26 protein-coding genes are annotated in these 26256 nt (G+C 68.9%); 11 read left to right on the forward strand and 15 right to left on the reverse strand.

What is annotated here, in order from left to right:
* Positions 1–7: 7 nt before the first annotated feature.
* The 3 genes from EGT29_RS22530 to EGT29_RS22540 are packed head-to-tail and all read right to left on the reverse strand — an operon-like array spanning position 8 to position 2610.
* On the reverse strand, positions 8–1420 hold the full coding sequence (locus EGT29_RS22530) for an aldehyde dehydrogenase family protein (RefSeq protein ID WP_124691080.1): 1413 nt from the start codon (positions 1418–1420) through the stop codon (positions 8–10).
* 12 nt (positions 1421–1432) lie between these two features.
* The gene (locus EGT29_RS22535) at positions 1433–2047 is read right to left on the reverse strand and encodes a thiamine pyrophosphate-dependent enzyme (RefSeq protein ID WP_124691081.1); all 615 of its coding nucleotides are present in this window, start codon (positions 2045–2047) and stop codon (positions 1433–1435) included.
* An 11-nt stretch (positions 2048–2058) separates the two neighbouring features.
* On the reverse strand, positions 2059–2610 hold the full coding sequence (locus EGT29_RS22540; protein WP_124691082.1) for a decarboxylase: 552 nt from the start codon (positions 2608–2610) through the stop codon (positions 2059–2061).
* Positions 2611–2946: 336 nt separating this feature from the next.
* On the opposite strand from EGT29_RS22540, the gene EGT29_RS22545 reads away from it, so the two are divergent.
* Genes EGT29_RS22545 through EGT29_RS22555 form a run of 3 tightly spaced genes read left to right on the forward strand, consistent with a single transcriptional unit; the run spans position 2947 to position 5917 of the window.
* Entirely contained in the window at positions 2947–3942 is a 996-nt protein-coding gene (locus tag EGT29_RS22545; protein WP_238160171.1) for a zinc-binding dehydrogenase, read from the forward strand.
* Entirely contained in the window at positions 3939–5465 is a 1527-nt protein-coding gene (locus tag EGT29_RS22550; RefSeq protein WP_124691083.1) for a class I adenylate-forming enzyme family protein, read from the forward strand. The genes EGT29_RS22545 and EGT29_RS22550 overlap by 4 nt, the downstream gene beginning before the upstream one ends.
* A 47-nt stretch (positions 5466–5512) precedes the next feature.
* On the forward strand, positions 5513–5917 hold the full coding sequence (locus tag EGT29_RS22555; RefSeq protein ID WP_124691084.1) for a PaaI family thioesterase: 405 nt from the start codon (positions 5513–5515) through the stop codon (positions 5915–5917).
* Here EGT29_RS22555 and EGT29_RS22560 read toward each other — a convergent pair.
* Complete coding sequence (locus EGT29_RS22560) at positions 5914–6927, reverse strand: tripartite tricarboxylate transporter substrate binding protein (protein WP_124691085.1); 1014 nt, start codon at positions 6925–6927, stop codon at positions 5914–5916. The genes EGT29_RS22555 and EGT29_RS22560 overlap by 4 nt on opposite strands.
* 198 nt (positions 6928–7125) lie before the next feature.
* Here EGT29_RS22560 and EGT29_RS22565 point away from each other — a divergent pair, with 198 nt between their 5' ends.
* Genes EGT29_RS22565 through otnI form a run of 4 tightly spaced genes read left to right on the forward strand, consistent with a single transcriptional unit; the run spans position 7126 to position 10769 of the window.
* Positions 7126–8127 carry a tripartite tricarboxylate transporter substrate binding protein gene (locus EGT29_RS22565; RefSeq protein ID WP_124691086.1) on the forward strand — a complete coding sequence of 334 codons (1002 nt, stop codon included), beginning with the start codon at positions 7126–7128 and terminating at the stop codon, positions 8125–8127.
* 26 nt (positions 8128–8153) lie between these two features.
* Positions 8154–8963, forward strand: a complete 810-nt coding sequence (locus EGT29_RS22570; protein WP_124691087.1) for a class II aldolase/adducin family protein — start codon at positions 8154–8156, stop codon at positions 8961–8963.
* 17 nt (positions 8964–8980) lie between these two features.
* On the forward strand, positions 8981–9916 hold the full coding sequence (locus EGT29_RS22575) for a 2-hydroxyacid dehydrogenase (RefSeq protein WP_124691088.1): 936 nt from the start codon (positions 8981–8983) through the stop codon (positions 9914–9916).
* A 22-nt stretch (positions 9917–9938) separates the two neighbouring features.
* Positions 9939–10769, forward strand: coding sequence for a 2-oxo-tetronate isomerase (gene otnI, locus EGT29_RS22580; protein WP_124691089.1), 831 nt, complete (start codon positions 9939–9941; stop codon positions 10767–10769).
* Here otnI and EGT29_RS22585 read toward each other — a convergent pair.
* The 4 genes from EGT29_RS22585 to tyrS are packed head-to-tail and all read right to left on the reverse strand — an operon-like array spanning position 10735 to position 14262.
* Complete coding sequence (locus tag EGT29_RS22585) at positions 10735–11625, reverse strand: LysR substrate-binding domain-containing protein (RefSeq protein WP_124691090.1); 891 nt, start codon at positions 11623–11625, stop codon at positions 10735–10737. The two genes, otnI and EGT29_RS22585, sit on opposite strands and share 35 nt — an antisense overlap.
* A 21-nt stretch (positions 11626–11646) precedes the next feature.
* Positions 11647–12300, reverse strand: coding sequence for a histidine phosphatase family protein (locus EGT29_RS22590; RefSeq protein WP_124691091.1), 654 nt, complete (start codon positions 12298–12300; stop codon positions 11647–11649).
* Positions 12293–12943 (reverse strand): YbhB/YbcL family Raf kinase inhibitor-like protein, encoded by a 651-nt coding sequence (locus EGT29_RS22595; protein WP_124691092.1) that lies wholly within the window; start codon positions 12941–12943, stop codon positions 12293–12295. The genes EGT29_RS22590 and EGT29_RS22595 overlap by 8 nt, the downstream gene beginning before the upstream one ends.
* A 41-nt stretch (positions 12944–12984) precedes the next feature.
* Entirely contained in the window at positions 12985–14262 is a 1278-nt protein-coding gene (gene tyrS / locus EGT29_RS22600) for a tyrosine--tRNA ligase (RefSeq protein ID WP_124691093.1), read from the reverse strand.
* Positions 14263–14525: 263 nt separating this feature from the next.
* On the opposite strand from tyrS, the gene EGT29_RS22605 reads away from it, so the two are divergent.
* From EGT29_RS22605 to EGT29_RS22620, 4 genes are all read left to right on the forward strand, one after another.
* Positions 14526–15977, forward strand: a complete 1452-nt coding sequence (locus tag EGT29_RS22605; RefSeq protein ID WP_238160173.1) for a M23 family metallopeptidase — start codon at positions 14526–14528, stop codon at positions 15975–15977.
* Positions 15978–15988: 11 nt separating this feature from the next.
* Positions 15989–17092, forward strand: a complete 1104-nt coding sequence (locus EGT29_RS22610) for an anhydro-N-acetylmuramic acid kinase (protein WP_124691094.1) — start codon at positions 15989–15991, stop codon at positions 17090–17092.
* A gap of 236 nt (positions 17093–17328) precedes the next feature.
* Positions 17329–18273 carry a nitronate monooxygenase family protein gene (locus tag EGT29_RS22615; protein WP_124691095.1) on the forward strand — a complete coding sequence of 315 codons (945 nt, stop codon included), beginning with the start codon at positions 17329–17331 and terminating at the stop codon, positions 18271–18273.
* A 19-nt stretch (positions 18274–18292) separates the two neighbouring features.
* The gene (locus EGT29_RS22620; RefSeq protein ID WP_124691096.1) at positions 18293–19483 is read left to right on the forward strand and encodes a CaiB/BaiF CoA-transferase family protein; all 1191 of its coding nucleotides are present in this window, start codon (positions 18293–18295) and stop codon (positions 19481–19483) included.
* Here EGT29_RS22620 and EGT29_RS22625 read toward each other — a convergent pair.
* From EGT29_RS22625 to EGT29_RS22655, 7 genes are all read right to left on the reverse strand, one after another.
* A complete protein-coding gene (locus EGT29_RS22625; RefSeq protein ID WP_124691097.1) occupies positions 19478–19981 on the reverse strand; it encodes an aromatic-ring-hydroxylating dioxygenase subunit beta in 504 nt (167 codons plus the stop codon). The two genes, EGT29_RS22620 and EGT29_RS22625, sit on opposite strands and share 6 nt — an antisense overlap.
* A gap of 13 nt (positions 19982–19994) precedes the next feature.
* Positions 19995–21317: an aromatic ring-hydroxylating dioxygenase subunit alpha gene (locus EGT29_RS22630; RefSeq protein WP_124691098.1), complete on the reverse strand. Its 1323-nt coding sequence runs from the start codon at positions 21315–21317 to the stop codon at positions 19995–19997.
* 22 nt (positions 21318–21339) lie between these two features.
* Positions 21340–22116 (reverse strand): SDR family NAD(P)-dependent oxidoreductase, encoded by a 777-nt coding sequence (locus tag EGT29_RS22635; protein WP_124691099.1) that lies wholly within the window; start codon positions 22114–22116, stop codon positions 21340–21342.
* A gap of 24 nt (positions 22117–22140) precedes the next feature.
* Positions 22141–23112 (reverse strand): tripartite tricarboxylate transporter substrate binding protein, encoded by a 972-nt coding sequence (locus tag EGT29_RS22640; protein ID WP_124691100.1) that lies wholly within the window; start codon positions 23110–23112, stop codon positions 22141–22143.
* Positions 23113–23182: 70 nt separating this feature from the next.
* Positions 23183–23500, reverse strand: a complete 318-nt coding sequence (locus tag EGT29_RS22645) for a non-heme iron oxygenase ferredoxin subunit (RefSeq protein ID WP_124691101.1) — start codon at positions 23498–23500, stop codon at positions 23183–23185.
* 11 nt (positions 23501–23511) lie between these two features.
* A complete protein-coding gene (locus tag EGT29_RS22650) occupies positions 23512–24810 on the reverse strand; it encodes an NAD(P)/FAD-dependent oxidoreductase (protein WP_124691102.1) in 1299 nt (432 codons plus the stop codon).
* Positions 24807–26237 carry an MmgE/PrpD family protein gene (locus tag EGT29_RS22655; RefSeq protein WP_124691103.1) on the reverse strand — a complete coding sequence of 477 codons (1431 nt, stop codon included), beginning with the start codon at positions 26235–26237 and terminating at the stop codon, positions 24807–24809. Before EGT29_RS22655 ends, EGT29_RS22650 begins: the two co-directional genes overlap by 4 nt.
* Positions 26238–26256 lie beyond the last annotated feature (19 nt).

A 26256-nucleotide genomic window follows, 5' to 3' on the forward strand; every position in this document is an offset into this window, starting at 1 on the left:
CACGCGGCTAGTAGGCGATGGTGATCAACCGCTCCTCGGTCATTTCCCTGATGGCGTAGCCCGGCCCTTCGCGGCCGTGGCCGCTGTCCTTGACGCCGCCGAAGGGCATGGCGTCGACCCGCGCGCTGGAGGCTTCGTTGATGTGCACGCCGCCGAAGCGCAAAGCCAGCGCGGTGCGCAGCGCCGTATGCAGATCGGCCGTGAACAGGCCTGCCGCCAGGCCGAAGTCGCTGGCGTTGGCGCCGGCCACCGCCTCGGCGATGTCGTCGAACTCGATGATGGACAGCACCGGCGCAAAGATTTCCTCGCACACCACCCGCATGTCGCTGCGCACGTCCTGCAGGACCGTCGGCTCGAACACCCGGCCGCGCAGCGTGCCGCCGGTCAGCAGGCGCGCGCCCTGGCTCACGGCCTCGTCCACCCACGACGCCGCGCGCCGGGCGTGATGCTCGCTGATCATCGGACCGATGACGGTGCGCGGATCGGCCGGATCGCCGACCGGCGTTGCCCGCACGGCCTCCACCAGGCGCGGCACGAAGGCCGGCGCGATGCGCCGGTCGACGAACAGCCGCTGCACCGAGGTGCAGACCTGGCCCGCCTTGCGGAAGCCCGCATTGATGATCTTGGGGATCGCCATTTCGATATCGGCGTCGTGGCACACGATCGTGCTGGCGATACTGCCTAGCTCGAGCTGCGTGCCGCGCAGGCCGGCGGCCTGCTGGATCTCGCGCCCCACCTGCGTGCTACCGGTGAAGGCGTAGTACGCGATACGCGGATCGGCCAGCAGTTGCCGGCCGAGCGAGCCCCCCGGCCCGTGCAGCAGGGTCAGCAGTTCGCCCGGCACGCCGGCGTCGATCAGCGCCTTGCACAGTTCGACCGCCGCCAGCGGCGTGAAGGTCGAAGGCTTGATGATCACCGAATTGCCGCCGGCCAGCGCCGGCCCCACTTTGTGGGCCAGCGTATTGAGCGGCGAATTGAACGGCGTGATGGCGCAGATCACCCCGAGCGGGGCCCGCACGGTGAACCCCAGGCGGTCCTTGACCCCGCGGCCGGCCGCCATGGGAATCAGGTCGCCCACCAGCCGCTTGGCTTCTTCACCCGACAGCTCCAGGGTCTGGGCACAGCGCCGCACCTCGTTCTCGCTATCGGCGCGGGTGAAGCCGGCCTCGTCGCGCAGCAGGTCGACGAACTGCCGCATGCGGCTCTCGATGATGCGGGCCGCGCCGGTCAGGGCCTGATAGCGCGCATACGGTTCCATGCGCACGGTATCGGCGGCGCGCCGGGCGGCGCCGATCGCCTCGTCGATCTGGGCGCTCGACGCCACGGCCATCTCGCCGTAGACGCGGCCCGCGTATTTGTCTGTGAGCGGCTGGGAGGATGCGCCATCCACCCAACGGCCATTGATCAGCAGTCTGGACATCGTCTCGCTCCTTCAGGCCGCCACGCCCAGGCCTTGCATGAAACGCAGGCGGATCTTGGCGGGATCGCGCTCGGTCGTACCGGCCGGTTTTTCGCCATCGATGCGCGCGCCGATGACCCACGGTCCGTCGCCGTCCAACGCCTGCTCCACCAGGGACTCGAAGTGCGCTTCGTCCAGCGCCCACGAACTGCGCGCCAGGCCGGCCGCGCGCGCCACCCCGATCAGGTCCACCGTCGATGACGTCAGCGTCTTCTGCGATCCGGTGATCTGGTACATACCGTTGTCCCAGACGACGATGGCCAGGTTGCGCGGCGCCTGCGCCGCGACCGTTCCCAGCGCGCCCAGCTCCATCAGCAGCGAACCGTCGCCCTCCAGCGCGAATACGCGGCGCGCCGGCTGGGCCATGGCCACGCCGAGCGCGATGGGAATGGCCAGCCCCATGCTGCCCAGCATGTAGAAGTTCTGTGGCCGCTGGCCGCTGGCCCACAGATCGAAGTTGCTGTTGCCTATACCGCCGATGACGGCCTCTTCCCGCTCGAGCCGGGCCACCAGCCTGCGTGTCAGGTCGGCGCGATTCATGACCTTGGCGCTGGCGCGGGAGATCGATCTCAGTTCGCTGTCCGGCATGGGGGTCTCCTTCAGCGCGCCGCCGCATGAGCGGCAGTCGGGACCGGTTTCTTGGTCAGCAGCGGCGACAGGATCATCGCGGCCGGTTCATGCGTGGCAAAGGCCTGGCCGATCATGCTGCCCACGACGAATTCGACGTCGTCGCGCCGCTCGATGGCGAAGTGCGGAATGCCCAACGCCGTCAACACCGGCCGCATCGTGCGGCACACCATGGCTTGGCCGAGCTGGAAATCGCCGACCGCGCCGCGCTCGGAAATCATCATCGGCACCGGTATGCGATAGGGGCTCAGAAGCGAGGCCAGCACATTGGGCAGGGTGGCGAAACCGCTGGTCTGCATCAGGACGATGCCGCGCGTGCCCGCCATGTAGGCGCCGGCCACGATGCCCACGGCCTCTTCTTCGCGGGCGGGACAGACCACGGTGAAATACGGATCGTCGTGGACCAGCCGGATCAAAGGTGCCAGGACGTTATCCGGCACATAGGCCACGAGCCTGACGTCGTTGGCCTTGAGCGCGCGTACGACGATCTCGGGCCAGTTTTCGGCGGAGGAATCGGCCGACATGGATGCTCCCTGTCTGATTGAATGAACAAGGGACCGTGTGCAACGAGGCACCGGCATGGCCCGCCGGCTCCGCATCGGGGCGGCACGCCGGACAGGCAAGGGCATCCTAAGTTCGACGCTTTCATCAGCACAAACAATTCGTTTTTGTCCATTCTTCACTTTTGCCGATAGATCGCCGACGGCCGCTTTCCACCGCCGCCACGACGCATCTATCGACGGCGACGATCAATCCACCAAAACTAGTAATTTGTACTGATCAAAGCCCACTCTTACGATTCCTTCGCCATCCGCGCATCGGGCACAGAGCCGGTGCGCCACTTACCACGCAAGGGATCCATGACTACGACGATGAGAGTGATCGCGCTCAACGAGCACGGCGGCCTGGAGCAGTTGAAGCTGGAGCGATGGTCGGTGCCGCGCCCCGCGACGGGCCAGGCGCTGGTGCAGATCAAGGCCTGCGGACTGAACTACATGGACGTGTTCGTGCTGCACGGCATGCCCGACCTGCACACGACCATGCCGCGCATTCCTGGCGGCGACGTCGCCGGCGTCGTGGCCGACGTGGGCGAAGGCGTGCCGCGAGACTGGGTAGGCAAACGCGTGGCGCTGTTCCCGCGCTTTCCCGAAGGCGGCGTGCTGGGCGAGCACGGCAATGGCGGACTATGCGAATACATCGCGGTAGACCAGCGCCAGTTGATCGAGATCCCCGAGGGAGTGGGTTTCAATGAAGCGGCCGCCCTGCCCATCGCCTACGGCACCTCGCACCGCATGCTGTTCACCCGCGGCAGGATCCAGGCCGGCGAAAAAGTGCTGGTGCTGGGCGCCAGCGGCGGCGTGGGCGTTTCCTGCGTGCAGTTCGCCAAGATGGCCGGCGCCGAAGTCATCGCCTGCACCAGCAGCGAGGAGAAAGGCCGCAAGCTGCGCGAACTGGGCGCCGACCACATCGTCAACTACGCTGAGCATCCCGATTTTTCCAAACCGGTCTGGGCCGCTTCCGGCAAGAAGGGAGTCGACGTCGCCATCAATTTCACCGGCGGCGACACCTGGATCCCGACCCAGCGCTGCATGGCGGTCAACGGCCGCATCCTGACCTGCGGCTCGACCGCTGGCCATCTTTGTCCCATCGACATTCGCTACGTGTGGCACCGCGAGATCGACATCATCGGCTCGCGCGCCTACCTGCCCAGCGACATCGAGGCCTGCCTGGCCTATGTCGCCGAGGGCCGGCTCGCCCCCGTCATCGAGACCATCCTCCCGCTCGAACGCGCCGCCGAAGGCGTCGGCCTGCTCGAGAACCGCCGCATCTTCGGAAAGGTGATCGTGAACCCATGAGCCCATCCATCAAGAACCTCGGCTGCATCGGCAGCGAATTCCGCAACGACGCACGTCCCGCCGTCATCGACCTGTCGGACCCGGACCATCCGCGCGAGGTGGACTACCCGACCTTCCACGCGTCGTGCGACGCCATGGCGCGCGGACTGCGCCGCCACGGCCTGGCGCCCGGCGAACGGATCGGCATCCTGTGCTCGAACCGCCTCGAATTCCTGGAGATCTTCTTCGGCGCCATGCGGGCGGGCATCATCCCGGTTCCCATCGGCATCCTGCAACCCAAGGCCACCGTCGAATGGGTGGTGCACGATGCCCAGGTACGCCTGGTGTTCTGCGATGGCGCGCTGCGGGCCAACCTGCCGGGCGACGTACCCTGTGTCGACGTCGACGCGGACGGACAGCGGCCCTACGAAGCCTTCAAGGATCCCGGACCGTTCGAACCCTACGCGCCCGCCTACGACGACGTGGCGTTCCAGCCCTATACCTCCGGCTCGACCGGCCGCCCCAAGGGCGCGCTGCTGTCCCACCGCGCCCATACCTGGGTGGCCGAGACCATTTCGCATGACCGCGGCTTCTGCGCCACCGACCGCATGATCGTCGCGGCGCCCCTCTACCACAAGCACGCGATGAACTCGATCAAGTGCGTGCTGGTGGGCGGCTCGGCCGTGGTCCTGATGCGCAAGTTCGAACCCCGGCGCTACATCGAAGCCATCACCCGCCACCGCGTGACCGTGCTGTCGGGCGTGCCGACCATCTTCGCGATGATCCTGCAGCAGCGCGACCTGATCGAAGGCCAGGACTATTCCTTCGTGCGGCTCGCCACCATGGGCGGCGCGCCGGCCTCGGACGTGCTGATCGACGAGGTCGCGCGCATGTTCCCGCGCGCCGAGATCGTTACCATCTTCGGCACCACCGAGACCAGCGCCGCGCTGTTCGGCCCGCACCCGCAGGGCAAGCCGCGCCCCCGCCATTCGGTGGGCTGGCCGGTGGCCGGCAACCGCTTCCGTCTGGTCGGCGACGCCGGCGACGGCGACTTCGGCACGCTGTACGTGCAGGGGCCGGGCATGATGAACGGCTACTACAACAACCCCGAGGAAATGGCCCGCCGCATGAAAGACGGCTGGTTCGACACGGGCGACGTGCTGCGGCGCGACGCGGACGGCTGGTACTACTTCGTCGGGCGGGCCGACGACATGTTCGTTTCCAGCGGGCACAACATCTATCCGGGCGACGTCGAGCTGATGCTCGAGCGCCATCCCGACATCGACCAGGCCATCGTGGTGCCGGTGCCCGACGAGATCAAGCATCGCATTCCCTATGCCTTCATCGTCAAGCGTGCCGGCTCGCCGCTCACCGCCGAGGCGGTCAAGGCGCACTCGCTGGAGAATGCGCCGCCCTACCAGTATCCGCGCCGGGTGATCTTCGTCGATGCGCTGCCGCTGAACGGCGTCGGCAAGATCGACCGCAAGGCGCTCGAGGCGCAGGCGCGCGAACTGAGCGAACAGGCCCGCGCGGTCGGCGCCTGACCCCGCACGGCGGCTCGGCCGCCGGGCCATCTGGCATGGAGAATCCTATGACGCTGGAAGAATTGCAGGCGCTGGTGTCGCGCGGCCCCTACCTGCAGTGGCTGGGCCTGAAGGTGCTGGCGCTGGAAGAAGACAGCATCGAGGTAAGCGCCACCTGGCGCGAGGAATGGGTGGCCAGCACCCGGCTGATGCAGACGCACGGCGGAATCCTGGCCTCGCTGATCGATTTCGCCGCCGACTTCGCCCTGGTCCGCCGCATCGGCCACGGCGTGCCCACCATCGACCTGCGCGTCGACTACCACCGCCTGGCCAAGCCCGGCGACCTGATCGCAAGGGGCCGGGTCATCAAGCACGGACGCCAGTTCTCGGTTTGCGAGGCGCAGGTGCTCCAGGACGGCAAGCTGATCGCGAGCGGGCGCGGGACCTACATCACCGCGCCCCCGCAGCCCTAGACCGACGCCCCCGAGAACTTCACCACCTCGGACCACTTGCGGCTTTCTTCCTGGACCTTGCGGGCGTATTCGGCCGCGCCGCCCAGCATCGGCTCGGCGCCTTCGATGCCGAGCTTGGACTGGAATTCGGGCGTGGACGCCGCCTTCAGGATCTCGCCGCCCAGTTGCGCCACGTCCGCCTGCGGCACGCCCTTGGGGGCCAGGATGCCGTAGGTCAGCGTGCTCTCGAAGCCGGCCAGCGCCGGGACACCGGACTCGGCAACGGTCGGCACGTCTGGCAGCAGCGCCAGCCGCTTCGCGTTCGTGACCGCCAGGGCCCGCAGCTTGCCCGCCTTGACGAGCGCCATGGCGGCCGGGATCACGCTGAAGCTGAAATCCACCTGGCCGCCGGCCACGTCGGCCAGCGCCGGCGCCGTGCCCTTGTACGGCGCATGGACGGCGCGCGCCCCCAGCGCGTGCAGGAACATTTCCGCCGTCAGGTGGCCGCCCGTGCCGGCGCCGCTGGACGCATAGGTCAGGTCGGCATTCTTGGCCTTGAGCGCGTCGACCAGTTGCGCGACGCTCTTGACGGGCGAGGCGGCCGGCACGACCAGCAGCAGTGCCGACGACGCGAACATCGCGACCGGCTGCAGGTCGGTGGCGGCGTTGAACGCCAGGTTCTTGTAGAGCGCCGGATTGATGGCGATCGTGCCCGTATGGCCGAGCAGGAAGGTGTTGCTGTCGGCCGCGGCGCGCACCACCAGTTCCGTGCCGAGATTGCCGCCGGCGCCCGGCTTGTTCTCGACGATGACGTCCTTCTGGGTCATCGCGTTCAAGCTGAACGCGAGCTGGCGCGCGAACACGTCGTTCCCGCCGCCCGGCGCGAACGGCACGATGATGCGGGTCACCCGCTTGCGGCCCTGGGCCCAGGCATTGGGAGCGGCGGCGACGGCCAGGCCAAGCGCTGGCGCGGCGGCCAGCAGGCGGCGGCGGATGGAGCGGGAAACGGTGCGGGAAGTGGAGATCGCCATGTCTGGAAAGTGGGTGGAAAGCGGGGTTCAAGCATAGCCGATCGCCCTGGGCCGCCCGACGGCGGAAACCCTTAGGCCGCCCCCAGCCATATCAAAACGGCATAACAGCTGTCCATCGAAAACGGTATCGGCCGGTGCCGCGCCTGTCCACAATGCTCTTCCAGGCAGGACGACACTGCCGGACCACCAGGAGACATCATGGACCGCCACCACCTTCCGCCCCGGCGCGGGTTCCTTTCCCCATTGCTGCTCACGCTCGCCACCCTCCTGGCCTCGCCGGCCGCGTGGCCGCAGGCCTTCCCGCAGAAGCCGGTCAAGATCGTCGTCGGCTTCGGCCCGGGCGGACTGGGCGACACCGTGGTCCGCACCCTGGCGCAGAAGATGGCCGAGTCGCTGGGCCAGAGCGTCGTGGTCGAGAACGCGCCCGGCGCCGGCGGCATCACGGCGGCTTCGATGGTCGCCCGTGCCGCGCCGGACGGGTACACGCTGCTGCTGGTCAGCGGCCAGAACGCGTTCAGCCCCTATCTGTTCAAGTCGCTGCCCTACGATCCGGTGGACAGCTTCTCGATGATCTCCACCATCGGCACCTTCCATTTCCTGCTGGTGGCCGACAAGGACAGTCCGCTCAAGACGGTTGACGACGTCGTCGCCGCCGCCCGCCGGGATCCGGCGCACTTCAACATCGGCACGATCAGCGTCGGCAGCGCCCAGCATCTGTCGGCGCGCCTGTTCGCGACCATGGCGGGACTGGACGTCCCCATCGTCCCGTTCAAGTCCACCGGCGACGTCATCGCCGCCCTGCGTGGACGCAATGTCCAGGTGGGCATGGAAACCGTCACCGGCGCGCTGGGCCAGATCCGCGGGGGCTCGCTGCGGGCCATCGCGACCACGGGCTCCACGCGGATAGGGTTCCTGCCCGACGTGCCCACCATCGCGGAAAGCGGCAACCCGGCCCTGGCCAGGTACGAATCGGACTCCTGGAACGGCATCGTCGCCCCCGCCGGCACGCCGCCGGCGGTGGTGCGCAAGCTCAACCAGGAAATCGGCAAGGCCCTGCAATCGCCGGACGTGCGCCAGCGCTTCATCGCGCTGGGCATAGAACCGCGCGGCAGCACGCCGGAGGCGCTCAAGGAGGTCTTCCAGAAGGACGCCGCCAAGTGGCGGGTCGTCATCGAGGAAGCCGGCATCGAGAAACAATGAAACCCGACCAGGCAAACGGAACCGTCATGACCCACCGCAGCACGGCGCCTTCGGCGCCGCAAGAAACGACCGCCGCCATTACCGAGGAGGAAAGGCAAACCAGGATAGACCTGGCCGCCTGCTACCGGCTGATAGACCTGTTCGGCATGAGCGACATGATCCTGAACCACATCTCGGCGCGGGTCCCGGGCGACGACGAGCATTTCCTGATCAACCCCTTCGGCATGATGTACGAGGAAATCACGGCGTCGTGCCTGATCAAGGTCGACCTGGCGGGCAAGGTGATCCACAACCCCAACGCGCAGTACACGATCAACCTGCCCGGCTACGTGATCCACAGCGCGATCCACGGCGCGCGGCCGGACGTCGCCTGCGTCCTGCATACCCACACGCCCGCGGGCATGGCGGTATCGGCCCTGCAATGCGGCCTGTTGCCGCTGAACCAGACCGCGATGCGCTTCGCCGGCGGCGTGGGCTACCACGACTTCGAAGGCGTGGCGGTGGACGTGGACGAGCGCCAGCGGCTGGCCGCCAACCTGGCCGACCGCGATGTCATGATCCTGCGCAATCACGGGCTGCTGGCCGTGGGCCGGACCGTGGCCGAGGCCTTCGTCAACATGCAGCGGCTCGAACGGGCGTGCCAGACGCAGTTGCTGACGCTGTCGGCCGGCAGCCCCCTGCACATGCCGGCGCCGGCCGTGGCCGAGCGCGCCTACCAGCAGTTGCGCCACGCGCCCACGCCCAATCCTGACGGCACCCATCCCCCCCACGGCGAACGCGAGTGGCCGGCGCTGCTGCGGATGCTGGACCGCCGCGACACGAGCTATCGCGATTGACGCCGGGAGCCACCACGATGAAACACCGCATCCTGCAGATAGGCCCCATCACCGCCCCCGCCGATGAGCGGCTGGCGCGCGATTACGACATCGCCCCGCTGTGGAAGCAGCCCGATCGCGCCGCGTTCCTGGCCGAACACGGGTCTGCCTTCGAGGGCATCGCCGTGCACGTGCGCGATGCCTGCGGCGCCGACATCCTGGACGCCGTGCCCCATGCCCGCGTCATCGCCAACTTCGGCGTGGGCTACGACAAGATCGACGTCGAGACCGCCAAGCGCCTCGGCATGCAGATCAGCAACACGCCGCGCGTCCTGGACGGCTGCGTCGCCGACCTGGCCATGGGCCTGGCGATAGACGTGGCACGCGGCATTTCCACGACCGACCGCTTCGTGCGGGCCGGCGGCTGGAAGACCGGCCAGCGTCCGCTGATGACGCGCGTCCACGGCAAGAACATGGGCCTGCTGGGCTTCGGCGGCATCGGCCAGGCCGTCGCGCGCCGCGCCGCCGGCTTCGACATGGCGGTGCGCTATCACACGCGCCGGCCGGTCGCGGGTGCCCCGCACGAACACGAACCCTCGCTGGTGGAACTGGCCCGCTGGGCCGACTTCCTGGTCGTGGCCTGCCCGGGCGGCCCCGCCACCCGCCATCTGGTGAACGCCGAGGTCATGGAGACGCTGGGTCCGCGCGGTATCCTGGTCAACATCGCGCGCGGAAGCGTGGTGGACGAAGGCGCGCTGGTGCAGGCGCTGCAGGCTGGCAGCCTGGGCGGCGCGGGGCTGGACGTGTTCGAACACGAGCCCGACGTGCCGCCGGCCCTGCTGGAGATGGACCAGGTCGTGGCGCTGTCGCACATCGCCGGCTTCACGCGCGAATCGCGCGCCGACATGGAACGGCTGGTGTGCGACAACCTGGACGCCTACTTCCGTGGCGGACAGGTCCTGACCCCGGTCTGAACACCCCACGGAGCAATCGACCATGCCGCGCTTCGCCGCCAATCTCTCCATGCTCTATCCCGACCGCCCCTTCCTGGAGCGGTTCGGCTGCGCGATGCGGGACGGCTTCACGGCGGTCGAGTTCTTCTTTCCCTACGACCACCCCCAAGCGGACCTGGCGGCCCGCCTGCGCGATCACGGCCTGCGCCTGGTGTTCTTCAACGCCACGCCCAGGTCGCATCCGGAGGAACGCGGAATCGCCTGCCTGCCGGGCCGGCAGCGGGAATTCCGCGACAGCTTCGTGCGCGCGCTCGACCATGCCGCGGCGCTCGATTGCGGCAGCCTGCACGTCATGCCCGGCCGGATGCCCGCGCAGGCGGATCCCGCGGCCCTGCACGCGACCTACGTCGAGAACCTTGCCTGGGCCGCGGACCGGGCCGCACGCGACGGGCGCACGGTGCTGATCGAACCGATCAATCCCCGCGACGTGCCCGGCTTCTTCCTGACCCGCCAGGAGCAGGCCCACGAGATCGTCCGTGAAGTGGGCTCGCCCCACCTGAAGATCCAGATGGATCTCTATCACTGCCAGATCGTGGAAGGCGACCTGGCCGCCCGGCTGCGCCGCTACCTGCCCACCGGGCGCGTCGGCCACGTGCAGATCGCGGGCGTGCCGGACCGCCACGAGCCCGATACCGGCGAGATCAACTATCCCTATCTGTTCGGCCTGATGGACGAACTGGGCTATGACGGCTGGGTCGGCTGCGAATACCACCCCCGGCTGGGCGATCGGCCGGGCGGCACCTCGGCCGGACTGGCATGGCTGCGCCAGGCGCGCGCCGCTACATGCGCAGGTCCAGCACCAGTTCGCGGATGATGTCCTGCATGGCCTGCTGCGTGCGCGTGGCGGGCCGCTGCGCGCTGACCGCCAGCGCCAGCTTGCTGCGCAGGCGCGGCTTGACGATGGGCACCGCGCGGAACACTTCCTCTCGGCCGGACGTACGCACGGCGTTGACCGACAGCACCGCGGCCCCCACGCCCTCGGCCACCAGGTCGAGCATGGCCGCCACCCCGTCTATCTCCATGGCGATGCGCGGATGCAGCCCGATGTTGGCCAGTTCGGCCTCGACCAGCATGCGTATGGTGTTGGGCCGGGTCGGAATCACCAGGGGCTGGTCGGCCAGTTCGCGCACGCTGATCGACTTGCGCGCCCGGTCCTCGCGCCGGGTGACGAGGTAGAAGTCTTCTTCCAGCAGCACGACGCTGTCGATGTCGGGCGACGGCGCGGGGTTGTACAACAGCGCGATGTCCAGCCGGCCGCTTTGCAGCGACTCCTGCAAGCCTGTGGAAAGGCTCTCGGAAATGGACAGCGCCGCTTCCGGCAGTTGCGCCCGCACCGCGCGGGTCAACGGCACGGTCAGCATCTTGGCGAAGCGGGGCGGCAGGCCGATCGCCACCCGGCCGGCCAGCGCACCGCGCAGCCGCCCCAGTTCCTCGCGGGTGCGCGCGACCTGGTGCAGGATGCCCCGTCCGTGTTCGAGCAGCATCTTGCCAGCCTCGGTGGGCACCACCCCGCGCCCGGTGCGCCTGAGCAGGCTCTGCCCCAGTTCGACTTCGAGCTGGCGTACCTGCCGGCTAAGCGCGGGCTGGGCGATGTCGAGCGCGATGGAGGCCCGCGTGAAACCGCCCAGTTCCGCCACGCTCACGAAGTATTCGAGCTGCTTGAGGTCCACGGCGGTAGCGGGCGCCGGCCGCTAGGCCGCGTCGGCCGGTTCTTCCCAGGCGTCCTGCCCGGCGCCTTCCAGATGGGCCACGTCGCCCCAGCCGTCCACCCGCCAGCGCGCGTCGTCGACCAGCAGGCGGTTGATGCTGACGTTGTGCAGCGTGTGCCGGCGCTCGGCCCGCAGCGACAGCCCTTCGGCGTGGCGATAGGCGGTATCCAGCACGCCGCTGTGGGTGAACACCAGCACGCGTTCGCCGGCATGGGCAGCGGCGATGCGGCCCAGCGCGGCCACCACGCGCTGGTGGAACTGGCGCAGCGACTCGCCGCCGTCCAGTTCGTAGTCCGGATGCCGTTCGCGCACGGCCACCGCGGCCTGGGGATGGCGCTCGGCCAGCTCGTCGAAGCTGAGCCCCTCGAAGACACCGTACTTGCGTTCGCGCAGGCCGGCATCGAGCCGCACGTCCAGCCCCAGCCGGGCGGCAGTGGGGCGCGCGGTGTCGTGGGCCCGCGCGAGATCGCTGCTATAGATGGCATGCACGTGGTCGCGCCCGGGCCGGAACCGAGCGGCGACCTGTTCGGCCTGGGCGCGGCCGAGCGCGTTCAGGGCGATGTCGAGCGTGCCCTGCACCCGGCGCAGCCGGTTCCATTCGGTCTCGCCGTGCCGGATCAGCCAGAGCTCAGTCATTGGGCGCGATCCGGCGCGGCGCCAGGGCCGGATTCAGCGTGTAGGTGCCGGTGATGGCCGCCTGCCCCAGCACGTGCTTGTCGATCGCGCGACGCACGTCGGTCCCGCCGAACTTGCCGTCGACGTCCACCCTGGGCACGTCCAGCGCATACACGGTGAACACGTAATGGTGGATGATGGAGTCGTTCCACGGCGGGCAGGGGCCGTCGTAGCCGTAGTAGTCGCCGCTCATGTCGTGGTCGGCCGCGAACCACCCGGTGTAGTCGTTGACGCCCTGGCGGGTATCGCCGGGGGCCATGGGGCCGGCCTTGCCGCGGGGCGTCACGCCGTTGCAGAACTCGCCTTCCTCGATCTCGGTCTTGCCTGCAGGCACGTCCACCAGCACCCAGTGGAAGAAGTCCACGCGCGGCAGGTCGGCCGGCACCTGCTTGCCGGCCTGGTTGACGTCGTCGCCCTTGCTGGGCACGTCGTAGTCATGGCAAATGATCGCGAACGATTGCGTGCCGGCGGGCACGTCGCTCCAGGCCAGGTGGGGATTGACGTTGTCGGACAGCGTCACCTGGGTCTTGGGGTCGATCTTGCCGAAGGCATAACGCGCGGGGATGGGTTCGCCATCCATGAAGGAATTGCTCCAGAGCTTCATCGCGATACTCCTAAAAATCGTCTACCTGGACTCCGGTCCCCTCATCGTACCGTGACGCGGGCGAACTTTCGTTTACCAACTTGTACGACGTAGGTGCCGGCATCCAGCTTCAGGCCCTTGTCCTCGACCCTGGCCGCATCGACGCGCACGCCCCCCTGTTCGATATTGCGCTGGGCTTCGGACGCCGAGGCGCACAGCCCCGCCTCGCGCAGCAACTGCAGGATGCCCAGGGGTGCGCCCGCGAGCGAGACCTCGGGCATCTGGTCGGGAATGGCCTTCTGCTTGAAACGGGCCTCGAAGTCCGCCAGGGCCTGTTCGGCGGCAGCCGCCGAGTGAAAACGTGTAACGATTTCCTGCGCCAGCATCACCTTGATGTCGCGCGGATTGCGGCCGCCCTCCGCCTCGCGCCTGAGACCGGCGATGTCCTCCAGCGAACGGAACGACAGCAACTCGTAGTAGCGCCACATCAGCGTGTCGGAAATCGACATGAGCTTGCCGAACATCGATTCAGGCGTCTCGGAAATGCCGATGTAGTTGTTCTTGGACTTGGACATCTTGTCGACGCCGTCCGTCCCTTCCAGGAGCGGCATGGTCAGGATGCACTGGGGCTCCTGGCCGTATTCCTTCTGCAGCTCGCGCCCCACCAGCAGGTTGAATTTCTGGTCGGTGCCGCCCAGTTCCAGGTCCGCCTTCAGCGCCACCGAGTCGTAGCCCTGCATCAGGGGGTACAGGAACTCGTGGACCGAGATCGGCACGCCGCCCTTGAAGCGCTTGGTGAAATCCTCGCGTTCCAGCATGCGGGCCACGGTGTAGCGCGAGGCCAGCTGGATCATGCCGCGCGCGCCCAGCGGGTCGCACCATTCCGAGTTGTAGCGGACTTCGGTGCGGGCCGGGTCCAGCACCAGGCTCGCCTGGGCGTAATAGGTCTTGGCGTTGGCCTCGATCTGCTCACGCGTCAGCGGCGGGCGGGTGGCGTTGCGGCCGCTGGGGTCGCCGATCATCGAGGTGAAGTCGCCGATCAGGAAGATGACCGTGTGGCCCAGCTCCTGCAGCTGGCGCATCTTGTTCAGGACCACCGTGTGACCCAGGTGGATGTCGGGCGCCGTGGGGTCCAGGCCGAGCTTGATGCGCAGCGGCACGCCGGTGGCCCGACTGCGGGCGAGCTTGCGCGCGAATTCGGCCTCGACCAGCAGTTCGTCGCAGCCGCGGCGCACAATGGCCAGGTCCCGCTCGACCTCGGGTGTAACCGGATATGTCGCCGCCGCCCCGGACGTGCCAGAGGGGAGGGATACGGACGAGTCGGGTTTCGTTTCGGTCATGGCGCGAACTGCTCTGGAAAGTGTGTCAAGTGTAAACAATCGTATTGGCAGGCCCGGGGGAGTTTCTATATACTCGGCCCGTTTCGGCGACATCCCGTTGTTACAAATATGAAGGCGCGGGTTCGGTTCATGAATCGAGCCCAGCGACGCTATTTGTGCTCCGCAACAATGTTGCGACAATACAACAGGACCCGAGACACGCCGCGCTCCGGACCCGCACTCCGAAGCAATTCTAGCCCAACCGACCCCAGGGGCCAGGCCGCATGAACCGTAAGTTTTCCGGCATCGCCGGCGCGATGCTCAAGCGCATCGCCGCAGCGGTGCAACAAACCTTCTCCCGCATCACCTCCCATCCCGCCACCCTTACCATCACGTCGTCGCCGCTGAAACGCCGCATCGTCATCGGCACCGGCGCCGCCGGGCTGTTCGTCACCGCCGCCGCCATCGGCGTCGCGCCCCTGGCGCCGGACGCCTCCATGCTGCCCACGACCCGCATCGTCGAGTCGCTGACCCTGCCGGACCTGTCCGAACAGGTCGCCGAGCAGGAAGCCAAGGCGCCGGACTTCATCCGCGAGGAACGCGTCCAGCGTGGCGACTCGGTCGCCACGCTGCTGAACCGGCTGGGCGTGGACGACCCCGAGCTCGAACGCTTCATCCGCACCTCGCCCGACGCCCGCAGCTTCTACCAGCTCTACCCCGGCCGCGTGGTCCAGGCGTCCACCGACGCGCTGGGCGAGGTCCGCTGGCTGCGCTACATCCACACCCCGGGCGCCGAGTCCGGCGACAAGGTCGTCTCGCGCATGCTGCAGATCGAGCGCTCGGCGCAGGGCCTGTCCGCCCGCGACGTGCAACTCGACACCGAACGCGAGACCCGCATCGCCCACGGCGAGATCTACAGCTCGCTGTTCGGCGCCACCGACGCCGCCAACATCCCCGACAGCGTCGCCACCCAGATCGCCGAGATCCTGTCGGGCGACATCGACTTCCACCGCGACCTGCGCCGCGGCGACCACTTCAACGTGGTCTACGAAACCTATACGCACCAGGGCAACTACGTGCGGGCCGGCAAGGTCATCGCGCTCGAGTTCGTCAACAAGGGCACGCCCTACCAGGCCATCTGGTTCGACCAGCAGTCGGGCGTCAGCGGCGGCTACTACACGTTCGACGGCAAGAGCCTGCGCAAGGCCTTCCTGCGCACGCCCATGGAATTCACCCGCGTCACCTCCGGCTTCTCGCGCCGCTTCCACCCCATCCTGAAGACCTGGCGCGAACACAAGGGCGTGGACTACGGCGCGCCTACCGGCACGCCCATCCGCAGCACCGCCGACGGCACCATCGACTTCATCGGCAAGCAGAACGGCTACGGCAACGTGGTCGTGGTCCGTCACCATGGCCAGTACTCCACGCTGTACGCCCACATGAGCGCGTTCGCGCCGGGCCTGTCCAAGGGCGCCCGCGTCAGCCAGGGCCAGTTCATCGGCCGCGTCGGTTCGACCGGCTGGGCCACCGGCCCGCACCTGCACTATGAGTTCCGCATCGCCGGCAAGCCGGTCGATCCGCTCACCGTCGCGCTGCCGCAGGCCCCCGAGCTCAATGCCCGCGGCCTCGCCCTGTTCAAGCAGCAGACCGATCCCCTGCGGCACCAGATGTCGCTGCTGGCCCAGCTGAAGGACTACAGCATGCCGGCGGGCGACATGTCGCTGGCCGCCCAGTAAGGCGGTCCTTCATGGCCGAACCGTACATCGGCCTGATGTCGGGGACCAGCCTGGACGGCGTGGATGGCGTGGCCGCCGTGTTCGACGGCGGCCGCCCCCGCATCCTCGCGCACACCGACCTTGCCATGCCGCAGGCCCTGCGGGCCGAGCTGCTGGCCCTGAACACGCCGGGCCCGGACGAAATCCACAGGATGTCGCAAGCCGGCCTGGCCCTGGCGGACCTGTATGCCCGCGTCGTCGCCGAACTGCTGGCGCGGACCGGCCTGGACGCCTCCGGGGTCCGAGCGATCGGTGCCCACGGACAGACCATCCGCCACCGTCCCGATGCCGGCTACACCGTGCAATTGAACGCCCCTGCCCGCCTGGCCGAACGAACGGGCATCGCGGTCGTGGCCGACCTGCGCAGCCGCGACGTGGCCGCGGGCGGCCATGGCGCCCCGCTGGCGCCGGCCTTCCACGCGGCGGTGTTCGGCACCGGGCGGCCGCGGGCCGTGGTCAACCTGGGCGGCATCGCCAACGTCACGCTGCTGTCGCCCGCCGGGGTCGTGGGCTACGACACCGGCCCCGCCAACCTGCTGCTGGACGCCTGGTGCGCGCGGCACACCGGCCGGGACTACGATGAAGACGGCCGCTACGCCGCCTCCGGCACGCTGCGGCCGGACCTGCTGGCGGAACTCATTGCCTCCGAACCGTGGCTGGCGGTTCCGCCGCCCAAGTCCACGGGGCGCGACCTGTTCAACACCGCGTGGCTGGACCAGCGCCTGCAGGCCTGGCAGGCCCGCCACGGCACGCTGGCGGCGGCCGACGTGCAGGCCACGTTGCAAGCCTTGACGGTCGAGACGGTGGCGCGCGAGATACGCCGCCAGCAGCCCGCCTGCGAACAGGTCTGGGTCTGCGGCGGCGGCGCGCGCAACGGTGGCCTGATGCGGGCCCTGGCCGGAGCATTGCCCTGCCCCGTGGCGCCCTCCGACGACGCGGGCGTACCGGCCCAGCAGATGGAGGCGCTGGCCTTCGCCTGGCTGGCCCATCGCCACGTTGCCGGCCTGCCCGGCAACCTGCCCGCCGTGACCGGCGCGGCCGGACCCCGCGTGCTGGGCGCCTACTACCCCGCGTAGGCCGCGCCGCACCGCTTCCGGCGGCTTTCCCTCCCCCGCTTTCTTTCCATGCCACGCCTGGGTTGCATTCGCCCAATCTCTAAAATGAATACATTTTTATCAATTAACAGAGCAACCATTTAGGTTAAACACCTAGAATCCACCGGAAAATATTGACCGCGAACATAAAAATACATACATTTCCTCAGATCTTTTCTAGCGACCAGACCGGGGTGATCCCGGCCTCCAGGAGCACCATGAGCTTCCTTGCAGGTCTACGTCTTCCGGTCTTCGCCGCCCCCATGTTCCTGGTGTCCGGACCGGAACTGGTCATCGCCGCCGCCCGGGCCGGCATCATCGGCGCCTTTCCCAACAACAACGTCCGCACCAGCGAGGACTATGGCGACTGGCTGCGGCGAATCAGCGACGCCCTGGGTTCGCACGGGGCGTCCGGGGCGCTGCCCTGGGCGGCGAACCTGATCACGCACTCGACCAATACCCGTCTGGCCGGCGACCTGGAACAGGTCCGGCGCTTTCGCCCCCCCATCGTCATCACCTCGCTGGGCAGCCCCCGCCCGGTCATGGAAACCGTGCACGGCTACGGCGGCCTGGTGTTCGCCGATGTCATCGACCTGCGGCTGGCACGCAAGGCCGCCGAGGCCGGGGTGGACGGCCTGGTCTGCGTGTGCGCGGGCGCGGGCGGACACACCGGCCACTTGTCGCCGTTCGCCTTCGTCTCCGCGGTCCGCGCGTGCTTCGACGGCTACATCGTCGCGGGCGGCGGCATCGCCGACGGCTGGGGCATCGCCGGCGCGCTGGCGGCCGGCGCGGACTTCGTCTACATGGGCACGCGCTTCCTGGCGACCCGGGAAAGCATCGCCGCCGAGGCGCACAAGCGCATGGTCGCCGCCTGCGGCATCGGCGACCTGCTGGTCAGCGACGCCGTCACCGGCACGCCGGCCTCCTGGCTGGTGCCCTCGCTGGTGCAGTGCGGCCTGGACCCGGCCAACCTGCCCTCGCCCGGGGAACGCGTCTACGACAGCGGCCGCAGCAAGGAGACCCGGCGGTGGAAAGACGTCTGGTCGGCGGGCCAGGGGCTGGGCGCCGTGCGGGACATCGCGCCGGTGGCGCAGGTCGTGGACTGGCTGGAAGACGAGTTCCAGGCGGCGCGCACGCGCTTTCTCGCCCTGGGCCAACCCTGATCCCGCGCAGGAGACATACGTGACACTCGCAGACACGCCGCGCAGCGGCCCGCTGGCCGGCGTCAAGGTCCTGGACCTGACCTGGGTCATCCTGGGCCCCTTCTGCACCCAGATGCTGGCCGACCACGGCGCCGACGTCATCAAGCTCGAAGCCCCGGAGGGCGACCCGATGCGGGCCGTGGGACCGCGCCGCACGAACGACATGGGCCCGTCCTTCCTGCAGTTGAACCGCAACAAGCGCAGCATGGCACTGGACCTGAAGCAGGAAGCATCGCGGCGAGTGCTGGAGCGGCTGATCGCCTGGTGCGACGTGTTCGTCAGCAATATGCGTCCGCAGGCGCTGGAGCGCCTGGGCCTGGACTACGATCGCGTCAGGCGCGTGAATCCCAAGGTGGTCTACGTGAGCTGCACCGGCTTCGGCGAGGATGGCCCCTATGCCGGCCGGCCGGCGTTCGACGAAGTGATCCAGGCGATGACCGGGCTGGCGGCGGCCCGGGCACGCGACGGCGACGGCATGCCGCAGTCGTGCCCCTTTCCATTGGCCGACCGCTACGCCGGCCTTTATGCCGCGTTCTGCATCAGCGCCGCCCTGGCCGCCGTCGCCCGCGACGGCGCGGGGCAGAAGCTGGAAATCCCGATGTTCGAAGTGATCGCGCAGCTGGTGCTGGCCGACCACATGATAGGCAGCGTCTTCGATCCGCCCGAGTCGGCACCCGGATACGACCGCTACCTGAACGGCCAGCGCACCTACTTCCGCACGGCGGACGGCCACCTGTGCGCCGCCATCAACACCGACCGCCAGTGGCGCAAGTTCCTCGAGGCGGCAGGCCGGACCGACCTGCTGGGGCATCCCTCGTTCGCCACCCGCGCCGCGCGCGCCCGCGAAGCGCCAGCCGTGGATCGCCAGTTGCGGGAACTGTTCGCCGGCGGCACCACCGCGCACTGGCTGGCGCTGCTGGAGAAGGCCGAGGTACCGGCGGCCCCGGTGCGCGGCATCGCCGACCTGGTGAACGATCCGCACCTGGCGGCGGTGGATTTCTTCATCCATGCGCCGCACCCCACGCAAGGCGATCTGCGCATGCCGGGCTTTCCCGCGCGCTGGAGCGCCACGCCGCCCTCGTACCGGCGGGGCGCGCCGGGACTCGGGCAGCACACGGAAGAGATACTCAGGGAACTGGGCCTGGACGACGGCCCGCGGCCCGCGTCATAGCAGGAAGGTCAGGTTGCCCAGCCACGCATCGTGGTTCATCAGCGTGATGGTCTTGCGGACGATCCGCACGCCCTGGGCCGTTGGGCGGCAGATGTGCTCCATCGTCGTCACCAGCGGCTGGATCTCGCCGATGCCGACCTGCGCGCTGTCGCCGGTGCGCATCTCGTAGATCACCTGGTTGGACTTCACCAGGAAGCCTTCGGCATGTTCCTGCACGCGCACGTTGCCGATCAGGTGCAGGGTGCGCGATGGCGGCGACTGCGCGGGAAATTCCACGTGCAGCAGGTGATAGACCCGCTCTTCCCGGCGCAGCGTGTCGTCGTGGACGATGGCGGCGTTCTGGCCCGGCTCCTCGGCCGGATCCAGCGGTATCCAGTACAGCCCGTCCTCGGTGAAGAGCTTGAGCCAGTCGTCCAGCTGCCGGGTGTCGAGCAGGTCCGCTTCGTGTATCAGCAGGGTTTCCGCGTCCGCGCGAGTCCATGTAGTGGGGAAATGCATGCGCCCGGTCTCCTCAGCGTCGCGCCATCAGTTGCTTCCACGCCAGCCACAGCGCGCGCTGGGGGGCCTCGCTGGCCGGCAGACCCTTGATGTCGCCGTTGGCCAGCCTCTCGTCCGTTTGCAGCCCGCGCTCCAGCACCAGCCAGTCCACCGCGCTGCCCGCCAGCCCCTGCTGGTTGCGCGCGAAGATGTCCACGTCGTCGGCCATGCCGTGGCCGGCCGGCCCATAGAAGCGCTCCTGGCTGCGCATCCAGCCCTCGTTGAATTCGCGCGGCGCGTCGACCAGGTCGTACAGGTAGATGGTGACCTCGGTCAGGTCCGGCGCGATCGGGCGCCAGGTGCGGATCTGCTGGTGGATCAGGCCCAGGTTGGGAAAGATCGTGCCCGACATGCGCCCGACCACGAACGCGAATTCCTCTTCGCCGTGGATGTCGCGCAAGGCCTCGTAGTAGGCGCGGTGCGGGCCGTTCAGCAAGGCCTCGGGATCGGCCGTGCCGGAATTCTCCAGCTGGGCGTGGCCGTGGCGCAGCGCCCAGCTCGATCCCTTGAAGCGGATCTGGCGCATGGCCTTGGCCGACCCGCCCTTGTGCGCGCCATAGTCGCCGGTGGTTTCGCCGTACTTGGACTGCAGCGCGACGAAGCCCTTGTGCGTATGCAGGAAGTGGTAGGCATCGACGATGTTCTCGATCTGGAATTTCCAGTTGCCCTGGTAGCGCATGACGAATGGCTTGCCGCGCAGCGCGATGCGCCCCGCCGGCGAACGCCCGAACTTGCGGTCTATGGTCTTCTTGGCGCGTCCCAGGTAGGTGTCCAGGTCGACGGCGTCCGGGTCCAGGTTGGCGAAGATCAGCCCCCGGTAGGCATCGACCTTCGGCACCCGGTGCAAGCCTTCGGGCGCGTCGAAGTCGGGGGCATAGCCGCCCGAGTCGTTGCGTTCGGACACCGCCAGCAGCTTGCCGTCCAGGCCGAACACCCAGCCGTGGTACGGGCAGGTGAAGTCGCGCACCGTGCCGCGGGTCTCGCGCGCGATCACCGCGCCGCGGTGCACGCAGCGATTGACCAGCACGTGCACCGTGCCGTCGGCCGCCCGCGAGACGATGACGGGCTGCGTCCCGATGTAGGCCGTCTTGAAATCGCCCGGGTTGGGGATCTCGCTTTCATGGCCGACATAGACCCAGACCTTCGAGAAGACGCGCGCCATCTCGGCGTCGAACACCGCCTGATCGGTATAGGCGCGCGTGTGCACGCGGAAATGGCGTTCGTCCTGCCAGATCAGCGACGACGGATCCAGGCCGGCCTCCCCGCCTCCATGCTCTCTTGCAAACATCGCAGACATATCGATTCCTATCCTCCAACCACTAATCCATGAACCTGCCGCCCGACAGGTTCAGCGTTTCGCCCGTCACGTACGCGCCGTGGCGCGAGGCCAGGTAGAACACCGCGTGCGCCGCCTCGATGGACCGGCCCACGCGGCCGACGGGAATGCCTTTGACCACTTCCTCCATGCGGGCCTCGCTGGCGCCCGCCACCTGCACGTCGAACAGGGACGTGGCGATCACGTTGACCGTCACGCCGTGGGGCGCCAGCTCCGCCGCCATCACGCGCGAATACGCGATCAGCCCGCCCTTGGCCGCCGCATAGGGCGCCACGTGCCGATGGACGCCGGTCTTGCCGGACATCGAGGAGAACGACACGATGCGTCCGCCGCCGCGCTCCTTCATCCGGCGCGCCGCCGACTGGATGCACAGGATGGGCCCCACCAGTTCCCGCTCGATCACGTCCCGGTAGCGCGCCGCGTGCGTATCCAGCGCGTCCGCGGTGCTGACCGGCGCGGCCACGTTCACGAGGATGTCCAGCCCGCCGAGCCGAGACACGCAGGCATCGAAGAAACGCTCGACCTCGGCTTCGTCGTCCGTCTCCACCGGCAGACAGGCGGCGCCGCAGGCACCCGCCACCGACGCCGCATGCGCCGCGTCCTCCGCCGATGTCACGCCGACCACGACCTTGGCGCCGCGCGCCGCGAAGGCCCGCAGCAGTTCCGGGCCCGACCCCAGCGCGCCGCCCACCAGGACGACGGCGGAACCGGCGAACTCCGCCGGATCACCGGGCGCATCCCACTTGAGCGTGTCATCCATGACGGCTTCCTCCCGGCTTGGGGCCTAGTTGGCCGTGATGTTGTTCTTGCGGATGATGGCGCTGAAGCGGGCCAGCTGCATGTCCATCAGTTCCTGCAGCGCCTGCGGCGAAGACGGCTTCACGTCCAGCCCGGTCTTCTCCAGGGCCGACTTGACGTCGGGCAGCTCCAGGATGCGCGTCATCTCCTTGTTGAGCTTGTCGATGATGGCGGCCGGCGTTCCCTTGGGCGCCAGGAAGCCGTACCAGGCGGGCATGCCCGGCGTGATCCCCAGTTCCGCGAACGACGGCACGCCCGGCGCGCTGCGCTGGCGCTCGGAACTCGACACGCCCAGGTTGCGCAACTGGCCGGACTCGATGAAGGGGCGCAGCGTATGGGTGGCGACGAACATGGCGTCCACGTGCCCCGCGATCACGTCATTGACGCCGGGCGCCGTGCCTTTGTAGGGCACGTGCAGGAACGAGGTGTGCGTGGCGTCCTCGAACTCGGCCAGCAGGATGTGCGACGGCGAGCCCACGCCCGCGGACGCGAAATTGATCTTGCCGGGGTTGGCCTTGGCCGCGGCCACCAGGTCGGCCATCGTCCGGTAGCCTTTGCCGGGATTCACCGCCAGCGAATTGGTGCCGCGCGCCGCGATCATCACCGGCGTCAGGTCCTTCATGGGATTGAAGGACGGCGAGGGATAGAGGATGGACGTGATGACGAGATTGCTCGCGGTCACCACCAGCGTGTAGCCGTCGGGCGCCGCGCGCGCCACCTGCTCGGCCCCCAGGTGGCCGGCCAGGCCGGTCTTGTTCTCGACGATGACGGGCTGCTTCCAGCTTTCGAACAGTTTTTCGCCGACCAGCCTGGCGATGTTGTCCATGCCGGTTCCCGGGGTGAAGGGAACGATGAAGCGCAAGGGCTTGGACGGGAAATCGACCGCCGCGTCGGCCGCTGCCACGGCGGTCGATACGCAGCCAAAGGCCAGGAGCACAGCACACGACGTGATACGCATTTGACTCTCCCAAGATATGGACGGACACGGAGGACCCTCCTCCGCGCCTTGCTGCAGGACGCCAGCGGCGTCAGCCCGAGGGAGGCACGTCGACCAGCACCATGCCTTCCTCGATACGTACCGGATACACCTGGATCGGAATGCTGACCGGGCCCGAAACCGGACGGCCGGTGGGAATGTGGAACACGCCTTCGTGCAAGGGGCACTCCACGCAGTCGCCGCTGACGAAGCCTTCCGCCAGGTGCGCCTTCGCGTGCGTGCAGATGTCGTGCGTGGCATGGACGCGGCCGTCCAGCTTGTACAGCGCGAGGGGCTCGCCCTCCACGCACACCGAGACGGCATCGCCCTCGGGTACGTCGTCGAACTTGATCGTCTGGCACCAGACCATGAAAGCTCCGTCTATGACCGGGAATCGTCCGGCGCCGCGGCCGGGCCGCGCTGCTGGGCATTGCGCAGCGCCGTTGCCAGCGGCACCGCCGGGTCGGCCAGTTCCGTGGCATCCACGCCCCGGCCCGCGGCCACGAGCTGGCGCACGATACGGCGGTCCCGGCCACTGTTGAACAACTCCGCCCCGACCAGCACGCCGGCCGCGTCGAAGTGGAAACCCGCCGCCTTGCCCGCGCCGGCCTCGCGCGCGACGTACCGGGTGGCGCCTGCCGGCCGGCCCACGATCTGCAGATTCATGTCGAACTGGTCCGTCCAGAACCACGGCGCCTCGTCGGCGGCGGGCTCCGCCGGCAGCGGCCCGCCGCCCTGTTCGATGCGCGCGATGGCGGCAGCGGCCCGTACGGCCTGGCGCTCGGCGTTCTCCCAGGACTCCAGGCGGATGCGGCAGCCGCCACCGGCCTCGCGCGGCGCGGCGATGTCGCCGATCGCATAGATGCCTTGCGCCGACGTCCGGCACGCCGCGTCCACCAGGACGCCGTGCACGGGCGGCGGATTCAGGGCCAGGCCCGCGCGCTCGGCCAGCGCGACGTCGGGCAGCGCGCCCATGCCGGCCAGCACCACGTCCGCCTCGCCCTGCGCGCCATCGTCCAGCACGTACCGGAAGGCCGGCCCCGCGCGCGCGATGTCGACGGGCGCGCGGCTCAGCTTCACCTCCACGCCCTGCCCTGCATGCAGCGCGAGCACGCGTTCGGCCGCCCACGCGCTGACGGCGCGCGGCAACAGCCTCGGCTGTTTCTCCACCACCGTCACGCGGCACCCCAGGCGGGTGGCGGACGCGGCCACCTCCAGTCCCACGAAGCCGCCGCCGATCAGCAGCACGCGCTGCCCGGGGCGCAATGCTTCCCTGAGGCGCGCGGCGTCGGCCGCGTTGCGCAGCGCCAGCACGTCGCCCGGCGCAAGGCCGGCGAAGGCCGGCATCCGCGCCACGGAGCCGGTCGCCAGCACCAGGTGGCGATAGGCGAGGGATGCGCCATCGGCAAGATCCACGCGGCGCGCGGCCGGATCGATGGCCATGGCCCGGACCGCAGGCCGCAGGACGATACCGGCGGCCTCATAGCTGGCCGCCGGCGCGATCGGCGCCAGGCGGCCGTCCTCCAGCAGGAACGATTTGGACAGCGGCGGCCGCTCGTAGGGCTCGGCACCCTCGTCGCCCAGCAGCGTGACCGATCCGGCATAGCCCGCCTGGCGCAGGGCATGAGCGCAGCGCGCCCCCGCATGGCCGGCACCGACGATGACCACGCCTGGCGTCATGGCGCCTCCACGCCCTTCGCGCCGGCTCCCAACAGGGCGCACAGCGGCTGGATGCTGGCCGCCGCGTCCAGCGCGCGAACCGCTTCCAGGATGTCCCGGGTACGCTGGGCGCCCATGACCGGTTCGACGTTGACGCGCAGCTTTTCCTCGAAGTCGGCATCGGAGAAAGGCTTGAGCCTGTGCCCGGGCGGCGGGCCCGCTTCGCCCACGATCACCTCGCCGGTGTCCAGCGTGACCTCCACTCGCGCCAGGAATCCCGCGGCCGCGCCGCCGCCCAGTTCGGCGGCCGGTTCGACCACGAGCCGGTCGTTCAGCAGTGTCCGCACGTCGGGACGCATGACCCGCTCCTTGTCGAAGGTGCCCGTGTCCACCCGGCCGTCGAGCAGCGCCATCGCAACGATGCAGGGCAGCGAATGATCGGCCGTCTCGCGCGACACCGGATGCCACGGGTCCGCCCGCTGGCTGACCAGATGGTCGTACACGCCCTCGTCGGCACGCACGCGGATGCCGGCGATCCGGGCGGGATCGGGAATCCGGCGCCGCGCTTCCAGCGCGGCCTGGATTGCGCTTTGCCCGCGCGACCCGACCGGCCACAGTTTGTAGGTCACCCGTTCGACGGCCGACAGGGGCTGCGCGGGGTCCAGGCGGCGCAGCAGCGCCTCGCGGTCTTCCTCGGCCAGTTCCAGACGGGCCAGGAAACCGTACTTGCCCTCGAACGGCCGGACCGCCCCTTCGGCCCCCGCTTCCGCGAGCAGGCAGGCATACACCGACTGCCGGACGGCGTCGCTGCCGTTGAAGCGCTTCCACATGGTCAGGTCGCCGCGCCGGTTCAGGTCGTTGGACTCGACCTCCAGGCTGGCGGAATGGGGAATCACGGTGATCGCCAGGGCGTCGGCAGCCTGCTCTTCCGACAGGTCCAGCATGCGGGCCGCCGCGCAGGTGCAGGCAATGGCCACGATGTTGGGATAGTCCAGGCCGCCGTTGCGCAGGCGCAGGCCGTCGAACAGCGCCACCGCGACCTCGTAGCCCAGCGCGATGGCACCGATCAGCCCCTGGCCGTCGATGCCGCGCCACTGCGCCAGGGCCATCAGGCCCGGAATCATGTCGCTGGGATGGCCCCCCGACTTGCCGATGTACAGGTCGTTGTAGTCATAGGCGCGCAGCGGCACGCCGTTCACCAAGGCCGCGGCTTCGGCGGTAACGCATTCGCCCGTGCCCCATATCGTCGCCCCCTGGGCCACGATGGCATGGCGCGCGTAGCGCCGGGCCGCCACGGCGGCGGGGTGCGTCAGAGCGCCCAGCGCCACGGCCAGCGTATCCAGCAATGCGGCTTTCACCGCGCGGTCCACCGACGCGCCGCATTCCAGCGCCGCATGCCGGGAGAACGCAGCCAGGGCCCGCAGCATGCGATCGGAAGTCGTTGTCACTTTGCCTTTCTCCAAGAGT

The sequence above is a fragment of the Pigmentiphaga sp. H8 genome, assembly GCF_003854895.1.
Classification (GTDB): domain Bacteria; phylum Pseudomonadota; class Gammaproteobacteria; order Burkholderiales; family Burkholderiaceae_B; genus Pigmentiphaga.